10 protein-coding genes are annotated in these 17,567 nt (G+C 42.2%); 5 read left to right on the forward strand and 5 right to left on the reverse strand.

Annotated features, from left to right (window positions below; all coding sequences use genetic code 11):
* The first annotated feature begins 314 nt into the window (after window positions 1–314).
* The gene (locus tag V5804_RS15605) at window positions 315–2,813 is read left to right on the forward strand and encodes a DPP IV N-terminal domain-containing protein (protein WP_369592333.1); all 2,499 of its coding nucleotides are present in this window, start codon (window positions 315–317) and stop codon (window positions 2,811–2,813) included.
* A 420-nt stretch (window positions 2,814–3,233) separates the two neighbouring features.
* On the forward strand, window positions 3,234–3,728 hold the full coding sequence (locus V5804_RS15610) for a hypothetical protein (protein ID WP_369592334.1): 495 nt from the start codon (window positions 3,234–3,236) through the stop codon (window positions 3,726–3,728).
* Window positions 3,729–4,153: 425 nt separating this feature from the next.
* On the opposite strand, the gene V5804_RS15615 is transcribed toward V5804_RS15610, so the two are convergent.
* Both V5804_RS15615 and V5804_RS15620 read right to left on the reverse strand, forming a co-directional pair.
* Window positions 4,154–5,089 (reverse strand): type IX secretion system membrane protein PorP/SprF, encoded by a 936-nt coding sequence (locus V5804_RS15615; RefSeq protein WP_369592335.1) that lies wholly within the window; start codon window positions 5,087–5,089, stop codon window positions 4,154–4,156.
* A 46-nt stretch (window positions 5,090–5,135) separates the two neighbouring features.
* Window positions 5,136–10,463 (reverse strand): MBG domain-containing protein, encoded by a 5,328-nt coding sequence (locus V5804_RS15620; protein ID WP_369592336.1) that lies wholly within the window; start codon window positions 10,461–10,463, stop codon window positions 5,136–5,138.
* A gap of 237 nt (window positions 10,464–10,700) precedes the next feature.
* On the opposite strand from V5804_RS15620, the gene V5804_RS15625 reads away from it, so the two are divergent.
* Window positions 10,701–12,026 carry an APC family permease gene (locus V5804_RS15625; RefSeq protein WP_369592337.1) on the forward strand — a complete coding sequence of 442 codons (1,326 nt, stop codon included), beginning with the start codon at window positions 10,701–10,703 and terminating at the stop codon, window positions 12,024–12,026.
* A 37-nt stretch (window positions 12,027–12,063) separates the two neighbouring features.
* A complete protein-coding gene (locus tag V5804_RS15630; RefSeq protein WP_369592338.1) occupies window positions 12,064–12,834 on the forward strand; it encodes a hypothetical protein in 771 nt (256 codons plus the stop codon).
* A 22-nt stretch (window positions 12,835–12,856) separates the two neighbouring features.
* Here V5804_RS15630 and V5804_RS15635 read toward each other — a convergent pair whose 3' ends face one another.
* The 3 genes from V5804_RS15635 to V5804_RS15645 form a co-directional block, all read right to left on the reverse strand.
* The gene (locus V5804_RS15635) at window positions 12,857–13,948 is read right to left on the reverse strand and encodes an agmatine deiminase family protein (protein WP_369592339.1); all 1,092 of its coding nucleotides are present in this window, start codon (window positions 13,946–13,948) and stop codon (window positions 12,857–12,859) included.
* Window positions 13,949–14,075: 127 nt separating this feature from the next.
* The gene (locus tag V5804_RS15640) at window positions 14,076–15,215 is read right to left on the reverse strand and encodes a serine hydrolase domain-containing protein (RefSeq protein WP_369592340.1); all 1,140 of its coding nucleotides are present in this window, start codon (window positions 15,213–15,215) and stop codon (window positions 14,076–14,078) included.
* A gap of 314 nt (window positions 15,216–15,529) precedes the next feature.
* Complete coding sequence (locus tag V5804_RS15645; RefSeq protein WP_369592341.1) at window positions 15,530–16,399, reverse strand: carbon-nitrogen hydrolase; 870 nt, start codon at window positions 16,397–16,399, stop codon at window positions 15,530–15,532.
* 200 nt (window positions 16,400–16,599) lie between these two features.
* Between V5804_RS15645 and V5804_RS15650 the strand changes: the two genes are divergently transcribed.
* Window positions 16,600–17,559, forward strand: coding sequence for a lysylphosphatidylglycerol synthase transmembrane domain-containing protein (locus V5804_RS15650; RefSeq protein ID WP_369592342.1), 960 nt, complete (start codon window positions 16,600–16,602; stop codon window positions 17,557–17,559).
* The last annotated feature ends 8 nt before the right edge of the window (window positions 17,560–17,567 follow it).

A 17,567-nucleotide genomic window follows, 5' to 3' on the forward strand; every position in this document is an offset into this window, starting at 1 on the left:
TATCTTCATAATGTTTACTTGTTTTTAGTAAATCATCTATAAAACAAAATATTCCTATAATTTTATCCTTGGTAAGCATCATCATTAGTTCTTTAGTTGTGGTAAACCAAAGTTCCCTTTTTTGATGCTTACTCCTTTATCTTTTTATTAGCAACTTGAGTTATTTAGGTTTTACCGGCAATGCTTCTTTTAGCACTACTTTTTTGGTGGCGGCAAAAGGTATTCAAAATATTACAAGCCAAATTTACCTTTCTGCAAATTTTCTCCAAATTTTTCATTTCAATTGAATACTTTTCGGCATTAATTAATATTGCATGAAAAAGTTTTACTTTATCCTTTTGTTGCTGTTTGTTTGCTTGCAATCACAAGCGCAAAACTACAATCCAAACCCAAACCCGCCCAAAGCCAATTATTTGCTGGCGGCGCGTTTCTCGCCCAAAAAAATACAGAAAATGGTTTTTTCAACTTCGGTGGATGCGCACTGGCTTAAAACTTCCAACAAGTTTTGGTATATGTTTGAAACGAGCGCGGGCAAAAAATGGTATTTGGTTGATCCTGCAACACGCACCAAAAAGCTGTTGTTTGACAATGCCAAAATTGCGGCCGCCGTTACTTTGATTGTAAAAGACCCTTTTGACGCACAACATTTGCCCATCGAAAATTTGAAGTTTACCAAGGATGAAAAAAGCATTCAGTTTGATTTAAAAAGCTCGTTGGATGTGGTTAAAAAAGACCGCAAAGACAAAAAAGCGGCCGATTCTTTGGAGAAAAAAACCTTTTACTTTCAATACAATTTACAAACCGATAAATTGGTAGAACTGGTTAATTATGAAAAGATCAAACCAAAACCAACCTGGGCTTCGATTGCGCCGGACAGTTCGGCCATTGTTTTTGCCCGCAATTATAATTTGTTTTGGATGGACAAAGCCAACTATAAAAAGGCTTTGAAAAATGAAGACGACAGCACGATTGTAGAACACCAACTCACCAAAGATGGCGTAAAAGATTACGCTTACGGCGGCAGTTTTACGAATGAAACCAATGTTGATGAAGAAAAAAACAAAAAGAAACGCAAGCCAACACAAGTATTGTGGTCGCCAGATGCCAAGCATTTTGCTTTGATCAAATCTGATAACCGCAAGTTGAAAGATTTTTGGGTAATCAATAGTGTGGCAGAACCACGCCCAACTTTAGAAACCTATAAGTATCAGCTTCCCGGAGAAAAAGAAAACCCGGTGAAAGAAATGCTGCTGTTTGATTTTCCGGCCAAAACCTCAAAAAAACTTAGCGTGGCTTTGTTTAAAGACCAGGAACTTTCGATGTGGCCTGCACCAACTTTACAAAAAAACCGTGATGATGAATTTCAGCCGAACTTGTGGCTTGGCGATAACAATAAATTTTATTTTTATAGAACCGGCCGCGATTTGAAAAAGATTGATGTTTGCAGCGTTGATATCCAAACCGAAAAAGTTAATTTATTGATCCAGGAAAGGTTGAACACTTATGTCGAAATTAACCGGCCGGGTTTGGTTAACAACGGCAAAGAATTGGTGGAATGGAGCGAGCGCGACGGCTGGGCACATTTTTACTTGTATGATGAAAACGGCAAACTGAAAAACCAGATCACTTCCGGTTCTTTTCATTGCGATGATATTGTGAACATTGATTCCAAAAACCGCGTTTTATATTTCACCGCTTCGGGCCGGGAACCCAACGAAAACCCTTATTATTCGCATTTATACAGTGTGAAATTGGATGGCAGTTTTTTGCATTTGCTGGATCCGGGCGATTACGACCATGCCACAAGTTTGAATGATGACAGCAAGTTTTTTGTAGATAATTTCTCTCGCGTAAACACCACGCCAAAATCGGTTTTGTATGATGTTTCAGGCCACAAACTGATGGATTTGGAAACCGCCGATCTGTCCAATTTAATGGCGGCAGGTTACAAGTTTCCGGAGCCGATCAAACTAAAAGCGGACGACGGCATTACCGATTTATACGGTGTAATGTACAAGCCATACGATTTTGATGCACAAAAGAAGTATCCGCTGATTGAATATGTTTATCCCGGCCCGCAAACGGAAGCGGTAAATACAAGTTTCAGCAAAAGTATGGACGCGAACGGAAGGTTGGCGCAATTTGGGTTTGTGGTAATCACCATCGGCAACCGCGGCGGCAACCCGAACCGCTCCAAGTGGTACCACAATTATGGCTACGGCAACTTGCGCGATTTTGGTTTGGCCGATAAAAAAGCCGCTGCCGAACAATTGGCCGACCGTTATCCTTTTATTGACATCAACAAAGTTGGCATCACCGGGCATTCGGGCGGCGGCTTTATGAGCACGGCTGCGATGTTGGTTTATCCTGATTTTTTTAAAGTTGCAGTTTCCGAATCCGGCAACCACGACAACAGCATTTACAACCGCTGGTGGAGCGAAAAACACAATGGTTTGAAAGAAACCATCACGCCAAAAGGCGATACAACTTTCCAATATTCCATTGATAAAAACCAAGATTTGGCCAAAAATTTAAAAGGCCATTTGCTGCTTTCAACCGGCGATATTGACAACAATGTAAGCCCTTCAAACACCATCCGTTTAATTAATGCTTTGATCAAAGCCAACAAACGTTTTGATTATGTTTTGCTGCCCGGCCAGCGCCATGCTTATGGCGATATGACGGAATATTTTTTCTGGCAAAAAGGCGATTACTTTTGCAAGTACCTGCTGGGCGATTTTTCGCAACCGGTAGATATTTTGGAAATGGACAAAGAAGTGGAAATGAACGGCAAAAAAACGGCAGGCAATTAATTTGCTGTTTAATTAAAAGAATAAATTGCAAGTCATCGTTCTTTAATTTTGCTTTTGAACATGATGATTCATAATTAGAGCCTTTTAAAATTCGTACAAGAAAAAATGCTGATGCTTCTTTTACCATCTAAAAATTGGTGTTTGTACTAGCACAAGCAAATTAAAAACCCGGTTGTCCATCAATTTTTAGGTGGTAAAAGAAGCATTAGAACCTTAACAACTAAATTTTAAACAGAACTTTAAAACTTAAAAAAAGACATACAAGTAAACGTTGCAATTATTTACAAGTTTTTAATTGTTTAAATTGAAACAATGCCTGTTTATCAATGTTGACCTAAAAAAAACAATTTTATCATCAGTCAGTTTTTGGTTTGATAATTTGTTTATCATTGTTGATTATAAACCCACATACAATTTTACATGGCAAACGTAACAGAAAAAGAGATCGTTGCTTATCTTAAAGATAAGATCAAAACCATCCAATCAGAGGCTAAAAAGTACGAAGACTTGTTGAATGCTTTCAGCAGTGCTTCGCCTTCAAAATCGGCCAAGCAATCCAAAGACAATATTTTGGATGCGGTGATGGAACAAGCAGAAGACAAAGAAACTTCTGCAAAACCAGCAAAAAAGAAAGAAGCAAAACCTGCAAAAACCCCAAAGGCGCCAAAAGCGTTGGAAGTGCCGAAAGAATATACCCAGGACTTATCTTTAGGCGGCAAAATTGCATTTGCTTTGAATGAAATTGGCGAAGGTTTCGGGCAGGACATTGCCAATGCAATGGCTCAATACGAACCACAAAGTGACGGCGATAAATTGTTTAAACAAATTGCAAGCGTGCTTTCTAACCTGAAATCAAGAGGCTTGTTGACAGCAACCAAAGAAGGCAGAAGGGACAAATATTCTTTGCCCAAATAAAAAGCAGTAAGAATATTCTTTTTAAAAAAAGAGGTTGTGTTTAATTGCACAGCCTCTTTTTTTGTTTGATGCAATTTTGGTTTGGTTTTGGTTTTTTATCCAACTTCTATTTAATGGCTTGTTCAATTTTGCCTGACAATATTGACATGCTTCTTTTACCACCTAAAATTTAGTGCGTTGATCTTTTTTTGTCATGCCGAAATATTTTCGGCATCCCACCAGAAAGGTTTCGACCTTGGAAGAGGGATCCTGAAAAAATTTCAGGATGACTGACGGCAATGCTTCTTTTACCACCTAAAAATTGGGTTTTTGTCATGCCGAAATTTTTTTCGGCATCCCATCAGAAAGGCTGTTATCTTGGAAGAGGGATCCTGAAAAAATTTCAGGATGACTGACGGCCGATGCTTCTTTTACCACCTAAAATATTATCTTTCTTTGTACAAGTGCAGTTTCAGCCCCAATTCAAAACTGCCATTGGTATAAGTTTTTAAGGGCGAGGTTTCGGTAGTATAAAAAAGCATCAGTTGTACATTTTTGCTGATGTTGGCACCAAAACCAAAACTTTCGCTTTGGCTGCTATGGTACATGGTGTAAAAATGCAGCAGGTCGTTTTTCAAGGTAAAGTTCAGGCCGGCATCAAAAATATCTTTGTAGCCTTCTACCCTTCGGTACACAACTTTGGGTTCGATGGTGGATCCATCCAATACATTCTCAAGGCCAAACTTATAACTTACGGCCGTAAAAAAAACAGAACGGTCTACACCCAAAATGGCGGTATTGTTCCTGAAAAAATGGTTAAGGTTTGGAATGGCGCCCTGAACCGTTAAATTGTTGCTGGTGTAAGATGCGCCAAAATCGCCGTCCAGGTAAGCGCGCTGCTGGTTGTAACGGTCAACCTGCGTATCGCCCTGGTCGCCGTTTACACTGTTGTAATCAATTCGCACACTGGTTATCCCGCCGGAGAGCCCAAAGTTCAATTGCTGGTTGTTGCTGCCCAACGTTATGTGATAAGCATAAGTGGCCAGGGCACGGGTTTGGCGCAGCAAACCGGTTTGGTCGTTGCTCACGTTCAATCCGAGGCCAACATTTTTGCCGACGTTATCATCCAAAGTTGCCACTTGCGTGCGCGGGCTACCCGGCATGGTTGCCCATTGCTGGCGGATGCCCAGGTTCACGTTCAGCCCTTTGTCCAGCCCGGCCATTGCCGGGTTGGTTAAGTACTGGTTTTGGTAGTACATGGACGAAAAAGGGTTAAGCTGCGCTGATACTGTTTTTACCTGCATAAAAACAGTAAGCAGCAAAGTGGCTTTTAAAATATGTTTTGCCTGTTTTACAACCAGGGCTGGTGTTGATTTTTTCATGTTTGCAATTATCTTTTTGGTCGGGGTAAATGGTTTCAAACTTGTTCTATCTATTTCTCAAAATGGTGATAAAACCTTTGATCAGTCCCTTGCCCGGGCCAAAGTCAATCACATAATAATATGTGCCTTCGGCAAGCGGCGACCCGTTGTAAGTTCCGTCCCAATCGTTGTTGTAATGGCTGGCTTTGTTCAGCAGCCTTCCGCCTTTATCAAAAATCGAAACCGTGTTGTTCGGGTACAAATCCAAGTTTTTAACCACCCAGGTATCGTTTTTGCCATCGCCGTTTGGTGTTAAAATATTGGCCGGTTGCAGGAGCGAATAATCATCGGTTACGTTGATGGTAATGCTGGCGGTGCTGCTGCAGCCGGAAGCATTGCTTGCCGTAACCTGGTAAGTTGTAGTTTGGGCTGGACGAACTTTAATTACCGCCGAACTGCTTGTACCGCCCAAGTTTAGCGAGGTGTTCCAACTGTATGTGCCGCCGCCTGTTGCTGTTAGTGTTACGGTTTCGCCTTTGGAGATTTGCATCCCTTTGTCAGAATTGACCATTGCAACCGGAAGTTCGTTTGCTTTTAGGGTAAATGTTTGGCTAAAGCTGTCTGTCCCGCCGTTTGCTGTCCCGCCGTTGTCTTTTACGGTTACGGTAACGGTTGCAGTTCCTGTTCCGGCTAATTGATAAGTCAAAGTTGCCGCGCCGCCTGCTACTGAAGAAACCGCGAGATTAGTAAACAGCCCTGGATTATCTGAACTGACGCTTAGCGTAGTATTTTGAGCAGTTTCCGGCCCCGGGGTAATGCCGTTTAAAGCAATGGTTTGTGCAGCATTGGTAGAACAGATTTGCTGATTGGCAATAGCGGCCAGCGTTGGTGCTTCGTTTACATCACTTAAATTGATGGTAAAGGTTTGGTCTAAGTACAAACCATATTGGTTGGTTGCCCGCACCAAAATGCTGTAAATGCTTTTCTGCTCGAAGTCCAGGCTTTTAGCAGTAACCAGTTTATTTCCCTGTATAGCGAACGAAGCGTTATCGGCGCTACCGTTGCCCGTGATCAAACTATAAGTATAAGTTGCGTTTGGATCGGAGGAAGTAGCGTTCAGTGTCCCTGCTGCTGTCCCTGATGGCTGGTTTTCAAAAACAGTTGCCTGCGCCAAACTTACGCTGCTGATGGTTGGGTTGGTTACGGTAAAAGTTCCGGCTACATAAGTGATGTTATAATTGGCTGATGCCGCACCAGTTACGGTAATGGCATAAACACCGGCAGCCGAAGTGGCGGAAGCAGTAGTGCTTACGATAGGCTGTGTAGTGAGGCTTGTTGCATCATCGCCATTTACAAAACCGCTGTAGCTTAGGGTCAATGCAGGGTTTGCCGCTCCGGGCGTTTTGGTTTGGTTATCGGCCGTAATGGTTAAGGCGGCCGGGTTTACAGTCAACGTTTGCTGTACGTCTGCCGCTGCCTGATAATTGCTGTTTGCAACTTGCGAAGCTGTGATAACTGCTGTTCCGGCCGAAAGGATATGCACCTTTCCCGCTGCATCTACCGTTGCCACGGCCGGATTGCTGCTGGCATAAGTAACCGGAAGCGAAGTGTTGGTACTTGTTGTATTGATATTGAAATCAGCATCTCCGTAGTTTTTTGCAGTTAAGGCAGGAAAAGTGATGCTTTGTGTGCTTGGTAAAACAGTAAACGTGCCGTCTTGGTAAGTAATGGCATAATTTACACTTGCTGCACCTGCCACCGTGATTGGGTAAGTGCCTGCTGCTGCAGTAGCTGTTGCGGTTGTAGAAACTACAGGAGGTGTACTTAAGCTGGCAGGTGTATCACCATTAACAAAACCGCTATAACTTATGGTCAGCGCAGGGCTGGCAGAACCATAGGTTATCGTTTCATTATCTGCTGTAAGCATTAAGGCAGCAGGGTTTACCGTCAGCGTTTGCTGCACGTCTGCCGCCGCCTGGTAATTGCTGTTTCCGGTTTGTGAAGCGGTGATAATAACTGTCCCGGCCGAAAGGATATGCACCCTTCCCGCAGCATCAACCGTTGCTACCGTCGGGTTGCTGCTGCTATAAGTAACAGCCGAACCGGAAGATGCAGAGGCGGATAAATTAAAATCTGCATCGCCATAAGTTTTGGCAGGTATGGAAGCAAATGTGATCGTCTGGTTATTTGGTGCAACCGTAAATATGCCCTGCTGATAAGTTATGGTATAATTTGAACTTACAGCGCCTGCTACAGTTACCGGATAAGTCCCCACTGGAGGACTCGTAGTTGCTGTTGTGCTTGCCGCAGGGGCCGTGGTCAAACTGGTTTCTGTATCACCATTAACAAAACCGCTGTAACTTACCGTTAACGGAGGAATGGCCGATCCGTAAGCACTGGTTTGGTTATCCGCAGTAATGGCAAGGGCAGCTTTGTTAATGGTTAATTGCTGGTTGATATTGGTTGTGGCGATGTAATTGCCGTTGCCAGGCTGCGAAGCGGTAATGGTAACAGTTCCGGCAGAAACAATATGCACGTTTCCTTGTGCATCCACAGTTGCCACGGCCGGGTTGCTGCTGCTGTAAGTTACAGGCAAACCGGAAGAAGCACTTGCACTCAGCGTAAAATCAGGATCGCCGTAAGTTTTAGGCGGCACATTAAAGGAGATGGTTTGGATGCCTGGATAGATGGAAAATGTCCCGCTCGTATAACTAATGGTATAATTAGCAGACGCTGCACCAGAGGCCGTTATCGGATAACTGCCAACTGCCGAAGTTGCTGTTGCCGTAGTGCCAACCGTAGGCGGCGTGGTTAAACTGGCCTGGGTATCTCCATTAACAAAACCACTGTAGCTTGCTGTAAAAACCGGATCCATAGAGCCGTAAGTTTTGCTTTGGTTATTTGCCGTAATGGTTAAGGCTGCCGGGTTTACGGTTAAAGTTTGCAGAACAGGCGCAGCAGCATTGTAATTACTGTTTCCCGCTTGCGAAGCCGTAATCACTGCAGTACCTGCCCTAACAATATGGATATTGCCGTTCACAATAGTGGCTACACTGGTGTTGTTACTTGCATAAGTAACCGGGACTGCGCTGTTGCTGCTGGTTGCATTCGGGTTAAAATCTGCGTTGCCATAAGTTTTTGCTGGTAAAGCATTAAAAGTGATTATTGGCAATGCTTTGTTTACCGTTAATATTTGGGCAACAGAAGTTGCCGCATTATAACTGCCGTTGCCAGGCTGGCTTGCCGTAACAGTGGTACTTCCGGCAGAAAGAATATGGACCAAACCGGCAGAACTAACCGTAGCAACGGCGGGGTTACTGCTAACATAATTTACGGCCAAACCGGATGAAGCGGTTGCACTGGCATTAAAATCAGGGTCATTATAAGTGCTTGCCGATAAAGCAGCAAAGGTGATGGTTTGCGGTGCTTTGTTTACCGTTAAAGTTTGTGTAACCGGTGTTGCAGCACTATAACTTCCGTTACCAGGTTGCGAAGCTGTAATATCAGTTGCACCTACCGTTACGATATGGATTAAACCAGCAGAATTAACCGTAGCAACCGCCGGGTTACTGCTAACGTAAGTAACGGCCAAACCAGATGAAGCCGTTGCGCCTGCATTAAAATCGGCATCGCCATAAGCTTTCGCCGGTAAAGCGGCAAAAGTGATGGTTTGCGTACCCACTATGGTTATATTTACATCACTGGTTGATGTTCCGCAACTGTTAGTAATCGTCCATCGGAAAACATAAGTACCGGGATTAAGGTTGCTTACACCCGTATTATAAAGCGCAGTATTTGCAAAAGTAACTGTAGTTGGGCCGCTTACTTGAGACCAGTTGCCAGTTCCTGCTGCAGGCGGATTGCCGTTTAACATTGCCGTTGCAGGAATTGCAGCGTTGACCGTTTGATTGGTACCTGCGTTAGCCGTTGTAGGCTGCGGGTTAATCGTAACAATTACCGGCCTGATAACCGAACATCCGTTTGTATTTACTGCTTTGATGTAATATGTACCCGAACTTGCCACTGCTGATGGGTTGCTTAACGTTGCAGTTGCTGCCGCATCTGTATAATAAGAAAGCGTTAAGTTGGCATCGCTGCCTGCGGTAACCGCAGAAGCTGTAAGGTTAATTGTTGCAGGCGCACAAACCGCAGCAGGATTGGTAATTGTAAGTGCAGGCCCGGTAATAATTGTTGCCGTTACGGTTGCTGGGTTTGAAGTAGCACCATAATTATCGCTTGCCGTAAAACTACAGGAAGCTGTACCGGTAACCGCAATATTTAAGGGTGTAAAAATAATGTTCCCGTTTCCGTCAGAAGTGAATGTTCCGTTCGCAACGGTATAAGTGGTTTGGATTCCGGCAGTGGCAGGATCCAAATCAATACTGGCTGTGTTAATAGCACCATTAGGAGAATTTGTTGTATTGAAACCACTTGAAACATTCACACTGCCGGAACCGGTAGAACATGCAGTTAATGTTTGATTGGTTTGGGTTGGAGTAGTTAAAACAGTACCCGCCGGAAGGGTTACACTGGCATTCCTAATTTCGTGATAATTAGTAGAACCGCCGGTAGAGGCAGCATATCCAAATTTCAAGCTTGCAGGGGCAGCTTTATTGTAATAATAATTGTTGATAATTGTGACAGGTGCAGCAACTGCATCATGCTGTATCTTTACAGTAATATCATAACCAACACCACTAATGTCTGGCAAAATATCAATGTAAACCTTTCTATAGCCTGGGTTCCCTGGGTTAACACGGGTAGTTCCGCCACTTCCAATTGTATTAAAACCATGATCAGCCGTTGTAACCGGAACAGTTGTGAGCATATAATAAGTGCCGTTCGGATCATTATAAGCACCGCGTATAGTTACCGAATTCGGAACTTTCGTCGTCCTTACCGGCCCATGCCCACCTGCATTTGTAGTACAAAAATTTCCAAACTCATCCAATCCTACTGCTAAATAACCTCTCGAAAGCCCGGTACCAGAAATATCTGTATATCCTAAACCTCCACCCGAAGAACCAATAACAAAGTTTGCGTCAGCTACCGCAGCATCAAACAGGAAAAAGGAAATACCATCCGCACCTGTTCCGTTATAGGTAAAATATTCAAAGCTTACCGAAATACCTTTAGAAGATGGAAAACTATTTGAACTGAAAGCATATCCCCTCTGGCCTCCACCGTTTGATGTTAACCGTAAATACCCATTTCCAACTGCATCACCTACCATACCACTGGTAAGAAAAGCAGCGGTAGGCGCACCCCCAAAGTTTAAACCCGCCGCAGTGGAGTTCATAAAACTCTCATTATATGGAAACTGGGCAAATGCTTTATCCGGAAAAACTGCTGCCAAAAACAGCATCAGCATAAAAAATTGTAATTGTTTTAACATAAAAAGATCAGGTTGAATATTTTAAAAAAGCAGGCACGCACTTATTTTAATTTTGGCGGGTAGAATTTTAATTTGGAGTTATACGACCTGTACAAGAAGAGGTTTCAAAAGGCACCGGCTAAAAAAGACTTATTTCTTTATCAAAAAATTGCCCGATAAAAGAAGCATGTAGCTTCAACTTCCGTAGAAAGCATTATTCATTTTTTTAGCTGTGCTTTTATTTTTTAGCTTTATTTCATGATATCGCCCGCCCCTCGTTCCAACCTAAAAAAGTTAGGCATCCTGCCTTTGATTGCCATTATCTTTCTCACGGTTTCCGGCGGGCCTTACGGTTTGGAGCCTTTACTGGGCCATGCCGGCAAAAACGGCGCGCTGCTACTGCTCATCATCACACCCATTTTGTGGGATATCCCAACCATTTTTACGGTGCTGGAACTGAACAGCATGATGCCGGTTACGGGCGGTTATTATCAGTGGGTAAAAAAAGCATTGGGCCTGCGCTGGGCCTGGTACGAAGGCTGGTGGACCTGGCTCTACACTTTTGTGGATCTGGCTATTTACCCCGTACTATTTACCGAATATGCCGCTTTCTTTTTCCCCGAAATCCATCCTTATAAAATCCCGGTTTGTTTGTTCATCATCTGGTCTTCCGCCGGATTGAATATTTTGGGGATTGTGCCAGTCGGCAAGATCTCTGTTTTTCTGGGCGCTGTGGTGCTTGCTCCTTTTATCATCCTTTTTTACATGGCTTTCGCCCATCATGCCGGCAGTTTTGCTTTTCCGCATTTATCGCTAAAAGGGCTTGGCTTTGCGCCTTTGGGCTTGGCACTTTATACCATCATGTGGAATTTCATCGGCTGGGACAATGTAACCACTTATGCAGAAGAAGTAAACAAGCCCGTGCGCACTTACCTCATTTCGGTGTTTACTGCTTTTGTGCTGATCTTTTCCGTGTACTTTCTGGCGGTTTTAGTGGCACAGCAAACAGGTGTTGATCCCGCAAAGCTGGAAAAAGAAGGCTTCCCGGTTGTAGGGACCATCATTGCCGGGCATTGGCTTGGCGCACTGCTTTCTTTTGGCGGGATGGCCAGCGCGTTGGGTTTGTATTCGGCCGTGCTGCTTTCGGTTTCGCGTGTGCCAAAAGTAATGGCCGATGACGGCCTGCTTCCCGAAAAAATCAATAAACTTCACCCCAAATACAAAACGCCTTACGTTTCCATTTTGGTTTGTTCTGTGGTGATCAGTTTTATGGTTTTGTGGACATTTACCGACCTGCTCATCATTGACGTAACCCTTTACGGCGCGGCTTTATTTTTGGAGTTTGTTACGCTGATCATCTTCCGCATCAAACTGCCCGATATGCCGCGTCCTTTCAAAATCCCGCTTAACGTTTATGGTTTGGGTTTGATGGCCTTGCTGCCTTTCAGCGTTTACATCACGGCTTTGGGCGGTGCTTTTTATTCCAATGGCAAAAACTGGCTGCCCGCAGTTTTCGCCATCGGCGCTTTGCTTTCTGCAGAAGTGGTTTGGCGGTTGATTTTATGGAGGAGGAAGAAGATTTAGATTAAAATTTTACTTGTACAACAAACTTATCTATAAAATGAACTATGATTTAAACTTCAATATTTCCGACGTTTCAAAAATCTTCAAGATAGATGAAAAAACGATTCAAACCTGTTCTTATCACTTTAAAGATTATTTAAGCAAAAATGTAAACCCTGAGAAAGGAATAAAAGAAGTTTTTATCATTTCGGATATTTGTACCTTAAATTACATTTTGTATTACTGGGAAGATAATCCTGACTTTGAATCGATCAAATATGGCTTGAACTCAAATGAACAATTTGAAGAACCATTTTCAAATGTAATAACTGAAATTACACCAATATTTAGGGAATTTGACTATAATGATATAAACACAAACATTTGGCTTATTGGTGGTGAGTTTGACAACATAAACTTATTTGAACTTGGAGAAGCGTATAAAAATGCAGGGGACAGCCTTTCAGAATTAATACAAAAGCAAGAACAACCGGATGTTGTAAGTATATATCCTATTATATACAATTACAGACATGCAACAGAACTTTTGATAAAATCAGTCTTACCAAAGTTTAGAGAAAATCATAACCTAATAATTCTATTTGAAAATCTCAAAAGTTATCTTTTAAATGAGTTTAATTACACTCCTTCAATTTGGGTAGAAAATCTGATTACTGCTTTTAATGATTTTGACCCAAAAGGTACTACCTTCAGATATGGAGTAAAAATTAATAATGATGAAACGGTAGTCGATTTTAATCACATAAAGATACTCATGAATTCATTTTATCAATTAATATCTTCTATAAAAAAAGCTCACAATTATTAAAATACAGTTTGCGATTCTATCATTACACCGCCGGTTCCTGCTGGCTTAAACAATGGAAGCTGCCCAAGCCCCAAATAATATCGGTAGAATCTATACCAACTACTTTTCGGTCAGGGAAACATTGCTGCAAAATTTGCAAGGCTTTTTCGTCGTTTTTGTCTCGGTAAGTAGGAACGATGACTGCCTTGTTTGCAATGTAAAAGTTGGCGTAACTGGCCGGCAGCCGCGTATCTTCCCAAATTACCGGGGCAGGCATTGGCAATTCGATGATGTTCAATTTGCGTCCATCCAACAAACGCATCTGCTTTAGCTTTTCGAGGTTTTCCTGCAAAAGGTGGTAATTCTCGTCTGCGGGATTTTCCTCCACAACAGTAACAACCGTATCTTCATTTACAAACCTAGTGATGTCATCAATATGGCCGTCGGTATCATCGCCCACAATGCCATCGCCCAGCCACAAAACCTGCTGTACGCCGTAATATTTTTTCAGGTATTCTTCAATTTGGTTTTGGTTGAGGTGCGGGTTTCGGTTTGGGTTGAGGAGACAGGCAGTTGTCGTCAGCACCGTTCCTTTTCCGTTAAACTCTACCGAACCGCCTTCCATCACAATTCCCGGATGGTAAACCGGCAAATTAAAATGTTCCGCAATTTTTGTAGGGATCACATCGTCCAAATTGAACGGCGGGTATTTGCCGCCCCAGGCGTTGTAGCCCCAATCCAACACCAATTTTTTAGGGGTAAAAGAAGCATTGCGGTTGACCAAAAACGCCGGGCCATGATCGCGGCACCAGGCATCATTGGTGGAGAAATAAAAAAACTGGATTTTGGATAAATCCGCGCCAACAGCCAGCAATTGCTGTTTGGCAAAAGCTTCCATTTGTTCGTCCATCATGTTGATGCGCACCAATTCTCCTTCAGCCACAATCTTTATAAACTCCGCATATTGCCGGTAAATCATCCCGATTTTCGATGGCCACGAAGCTTCTTTATGCGGCCAGCTCAGCCAGGTTGCTTCGTGTTTTTCCCATTCGGCCGGAAAAAAATAATTTTCAGGAAAATCCTGAAGTCTGGAAGATTGAAAGCTTAAAGGATTATCGGATATATTATCATTCATTTTTATTGATAGTATTGCTTAAGAAACTACTTTCAAATTTAAATTGCCCAAGGTTTTGTGATTTGCAAATGATAAAATTGGGGTATAGCAAATAGTGTTAGATATTTTAACCGCTTATTAACAACCCTTAATTTTTATTTCTTAAAGAAGAGGCGATAAGTGCGGTAGTCATTGTTATTTCGTTACCTAACTCTCCCAAATTTGAAAGGATAACTACATCAATACCTTTATCCAACAGCATCAGAATGGCCGATGTTGAACCTTGCTGAACGCCACCATGCCATACGGCAGAAGGTAAATTAGGTAAACCTTGAACCGGAGGAAAGCCTATTATCCAACCAAAGCCATAATAGGTAGGGCCGCCTTTCGCTGTCTTTACTTCTGTTGTCATTTGTTTCCAGGTTGCTGGCTTTACTAATTTCCCCTGTTGTAAGGCAATCATAAAGCGTGACATATCATTAACATCAGAAATTATACCGCCACCCGGTATTTTATAACTTGTATTAACGTAAGCAGAATTACCTACAACACCTTTGCTAATTGTATCATAAGGCGCTGATCGGTTTGGTATTATTTTTAATGGTTCATCTTCATAAGTATGAGTCATGCCAGCCGGTTTAAAGATATTATCTTTAAGGTAATCCATAAATGTTTTTCCTGATACTGCCTCTATAATTACACCTAAAAGTGTATAACCGTAAGTACTGTAGATTTGCTGTTCCCCTGGTTTCTGCAGCAAACTATCGTTCTTAAAAATATCTAATGCTTCGGTAAGTGTTTTATAAGAACGGGTAATATTAAATTCATCGCCCTGATAATGCCGGATACCAGTCATGTGAGATAACAATTCACGGGTTGTGATAGGATACTTTTTTATTGGAAAAGCAGGCACGTATTTTTGAATGGGTGAATCCAATGCTATTTTTCCTTGTTCTACCAATTGCATAACTGCTACTGCTGTAATGGGTTTAGATACCGATGCCAAGCGGTAAACAGTTGAAGCTGTAGCCGGGACAGACTTTTCTATATCGGCCATGCCATAGCCTTTTTCCCACACAATAGTTTTATTTTTTACAATAGCCACCGATGCACCCGGCACACTATTTTTTAACATAAAAACTTTCATTAGGGAATCAATAACAATAGCTTCTTTTTTGCTGACTGTTGAAGATTGAGCCAAACAAGGCGAACAAAAAATCACACTAAGAATTATTGAACAATAAACTTTAGTGTAGAAACTATTAGCTATGTGAGGGCCTTGGAGCATGAAAATTGTTATTATTAAAATATGAGTGTAAAGATACTTTTAAAAGGCAGAAATAATTTATTTATCGTTTTCTAAATACGATATAAAATTTGACTTTGGCTATTATTATAAATTAAAATAACCAAAGAAAAATTGGACGTAGGAAAAAATTTATTTGTGTTATTATAAACACTAAATTCTACATGAAAACCTTGAGGTTTAGCTGTTGTATTGTTGCAAAAATAGAAATGAACCAATGATTTTAGGTTGATAAAAGAAGCATGAAAATTTTACCCATACTTTTAAAATCTCAGGTTCCAATCTTCCTAACTTCATCAATCTTCATCAATCAATCTTTTAGTTATCGGCTGATAAGAATCAATTCTCCGATCTCGCAAAAATGGCCAATGCGTACGATAGCTGTCCGTTTCCGTCAAATCCAGTTCCTGCACAATCACTTCCTCGTCATCGTGCGAAGCTTGGTAAATAACCGTGCCGAAAGGATTGGCCACAAAAGATCCGCCCCAAAACTTCACCCCGGCCTCAACGCCTACCCGGTTCACGCTTACCACATGCACGCCATTGGCCACGCCATGCGAACGCTGGATGGTTTGCCAGGCATTGTACTGCTCGGTGTTGGTTGGCAAATCCTGGGTGTGCGCCCAACCGATTGCCGTTGGATAAAACAAAATTTCGGCGCCCATTAAAGCGGTAATGCGGGCAGCTTCCGGGTACCATTGGTCCCAGCAAATCAAAACGCCCAAATTAGCGTACTTGGTTTTGAAAACCTTGTAGCCCAAATCGCCGGGCGTAAAGTAAAATTTTTCGTAAAAGCCGGGATCATCCGGGATGTGCATTTTGCGGTATTTGCCCAGGTATTTTCCGTCGGCATCCAAAACAGCCGTGGTATTGTGGTACAAACCCTGCGCCCGTTTTTCAAACAAAGAAGCAATGATAACGACATTTAATTCCGCAGCAACAACAGAAAGTTCATCGGTTGAAGGGCCGGGAATGGCTTCAGCCAGCTTAAAATTATCGTAATCCTCTTCATCGCAAAAATACAACGACGTAAAAAGTTCCTGCAAACACACAATTTGCGCACCTTTTGCGGCCGCTTCACGTATTTTAGCCATGGCTTTTTGCAAATTTGTTTCCTTATCTGCCGTGCAACTCATTTGCACCAATCCAACTTTAACTTTAGACATTTTAGCTTCTTTAATTACCGCCGTAAAAATAGGATTAAGACCGAACCCGCACAATATTTTTGCGTGAGCAATCAGCAGTCAGCTATCAGCTTTCAGCCATGAACTATTAACCATGAACTATTAACCATCAACTTAAATACTGTTTTTATCACCCTAAATCTGTCTTTTTAAATTTCCTGATTTTAGTATTTTTGACGAAGATGACCGAAACCGAAGAAACACCCGTGCCAAAAACCCAAAAACAGGTTTTTTGGGATGTTGTAAAAACCGTTCTAAAAATAGCATTCACCAGTTTGCTGCTTTATTTGGTACTGCGAAAAATGGATTTTAACATGGTTAAAAAAACGTTGTCGCAATCCAACCCGCTTTATTTGATGTTGGGCGTGCTTACTTTTTTTGTTTCGCAAATCATTGCTTCGTCTCGGCTCATCAGCTTTTTCAAATCCATCCATTTAAAAGTTGGTTTTTTGTTCAATTTGCGCTTGTACTTTCTGGGCTTGTTTTACAATTTGTTTTTGCCTGGCGGGATTGGCGGCGACGGCTACAAAATCTGGCTCCTCAACAAAAGTTACAAATTGCCTGCAAAAAAAGTATTTTGGGCGATATTTTTTGACCGTTTAAGCGGTTTGTGGGCGATTGGTTTGATCATCGTTGCGCTGGTTGCTTTTCTGCCGCAAATCAATATCCATTTAAGCATTCCGCTTAGTGTTTTTGTGGTTGGCACGGCCGTTTATTATTTTGTGGCGCACCGCTTTTTTAAAGATTACACGCACTTTTTTTGGGAAGCACACGCTAAAGCGGTTGTAGTGCAATCGTTGCAGGTGGTTACCGTTTTGTTCATCCTTTTGGCTTTGCATTTTAACGGAAAGTTTTCGCCTTACCTGTTCACGTTTCTGGTTTCTTCTTTGTCGGCCGTGGTGCCAATAACCGTTGGTGGTTTAGGCGCGCGCGAATATATTTTCACCAATTTTGCGCCTTATTTTAATATGGACACCAGCCTGGCCGTTTTGGTCAGTTTGTTGTTTTACCTTACTTCGGCCGTAAATTCTTTGCTCGGTGTTTATTATGTTTTTAACACGAAACGGCTGAACGAAGGTTTGCCCAAGGCAGATGAACTGCATGAAGAAACCGCAACCAACCCAAATACCAGTACCCTTTAAATTGATTT

Source organism: Mucilaginibacter sp. (assembly GCF_041088075.1).
Taxonomy (GTDB): Bacteria; Bacteroidota; Bacteroidia; order Sphingobacteriales; family Sphingobacteriaceae; genus Mucilaginibacter_A.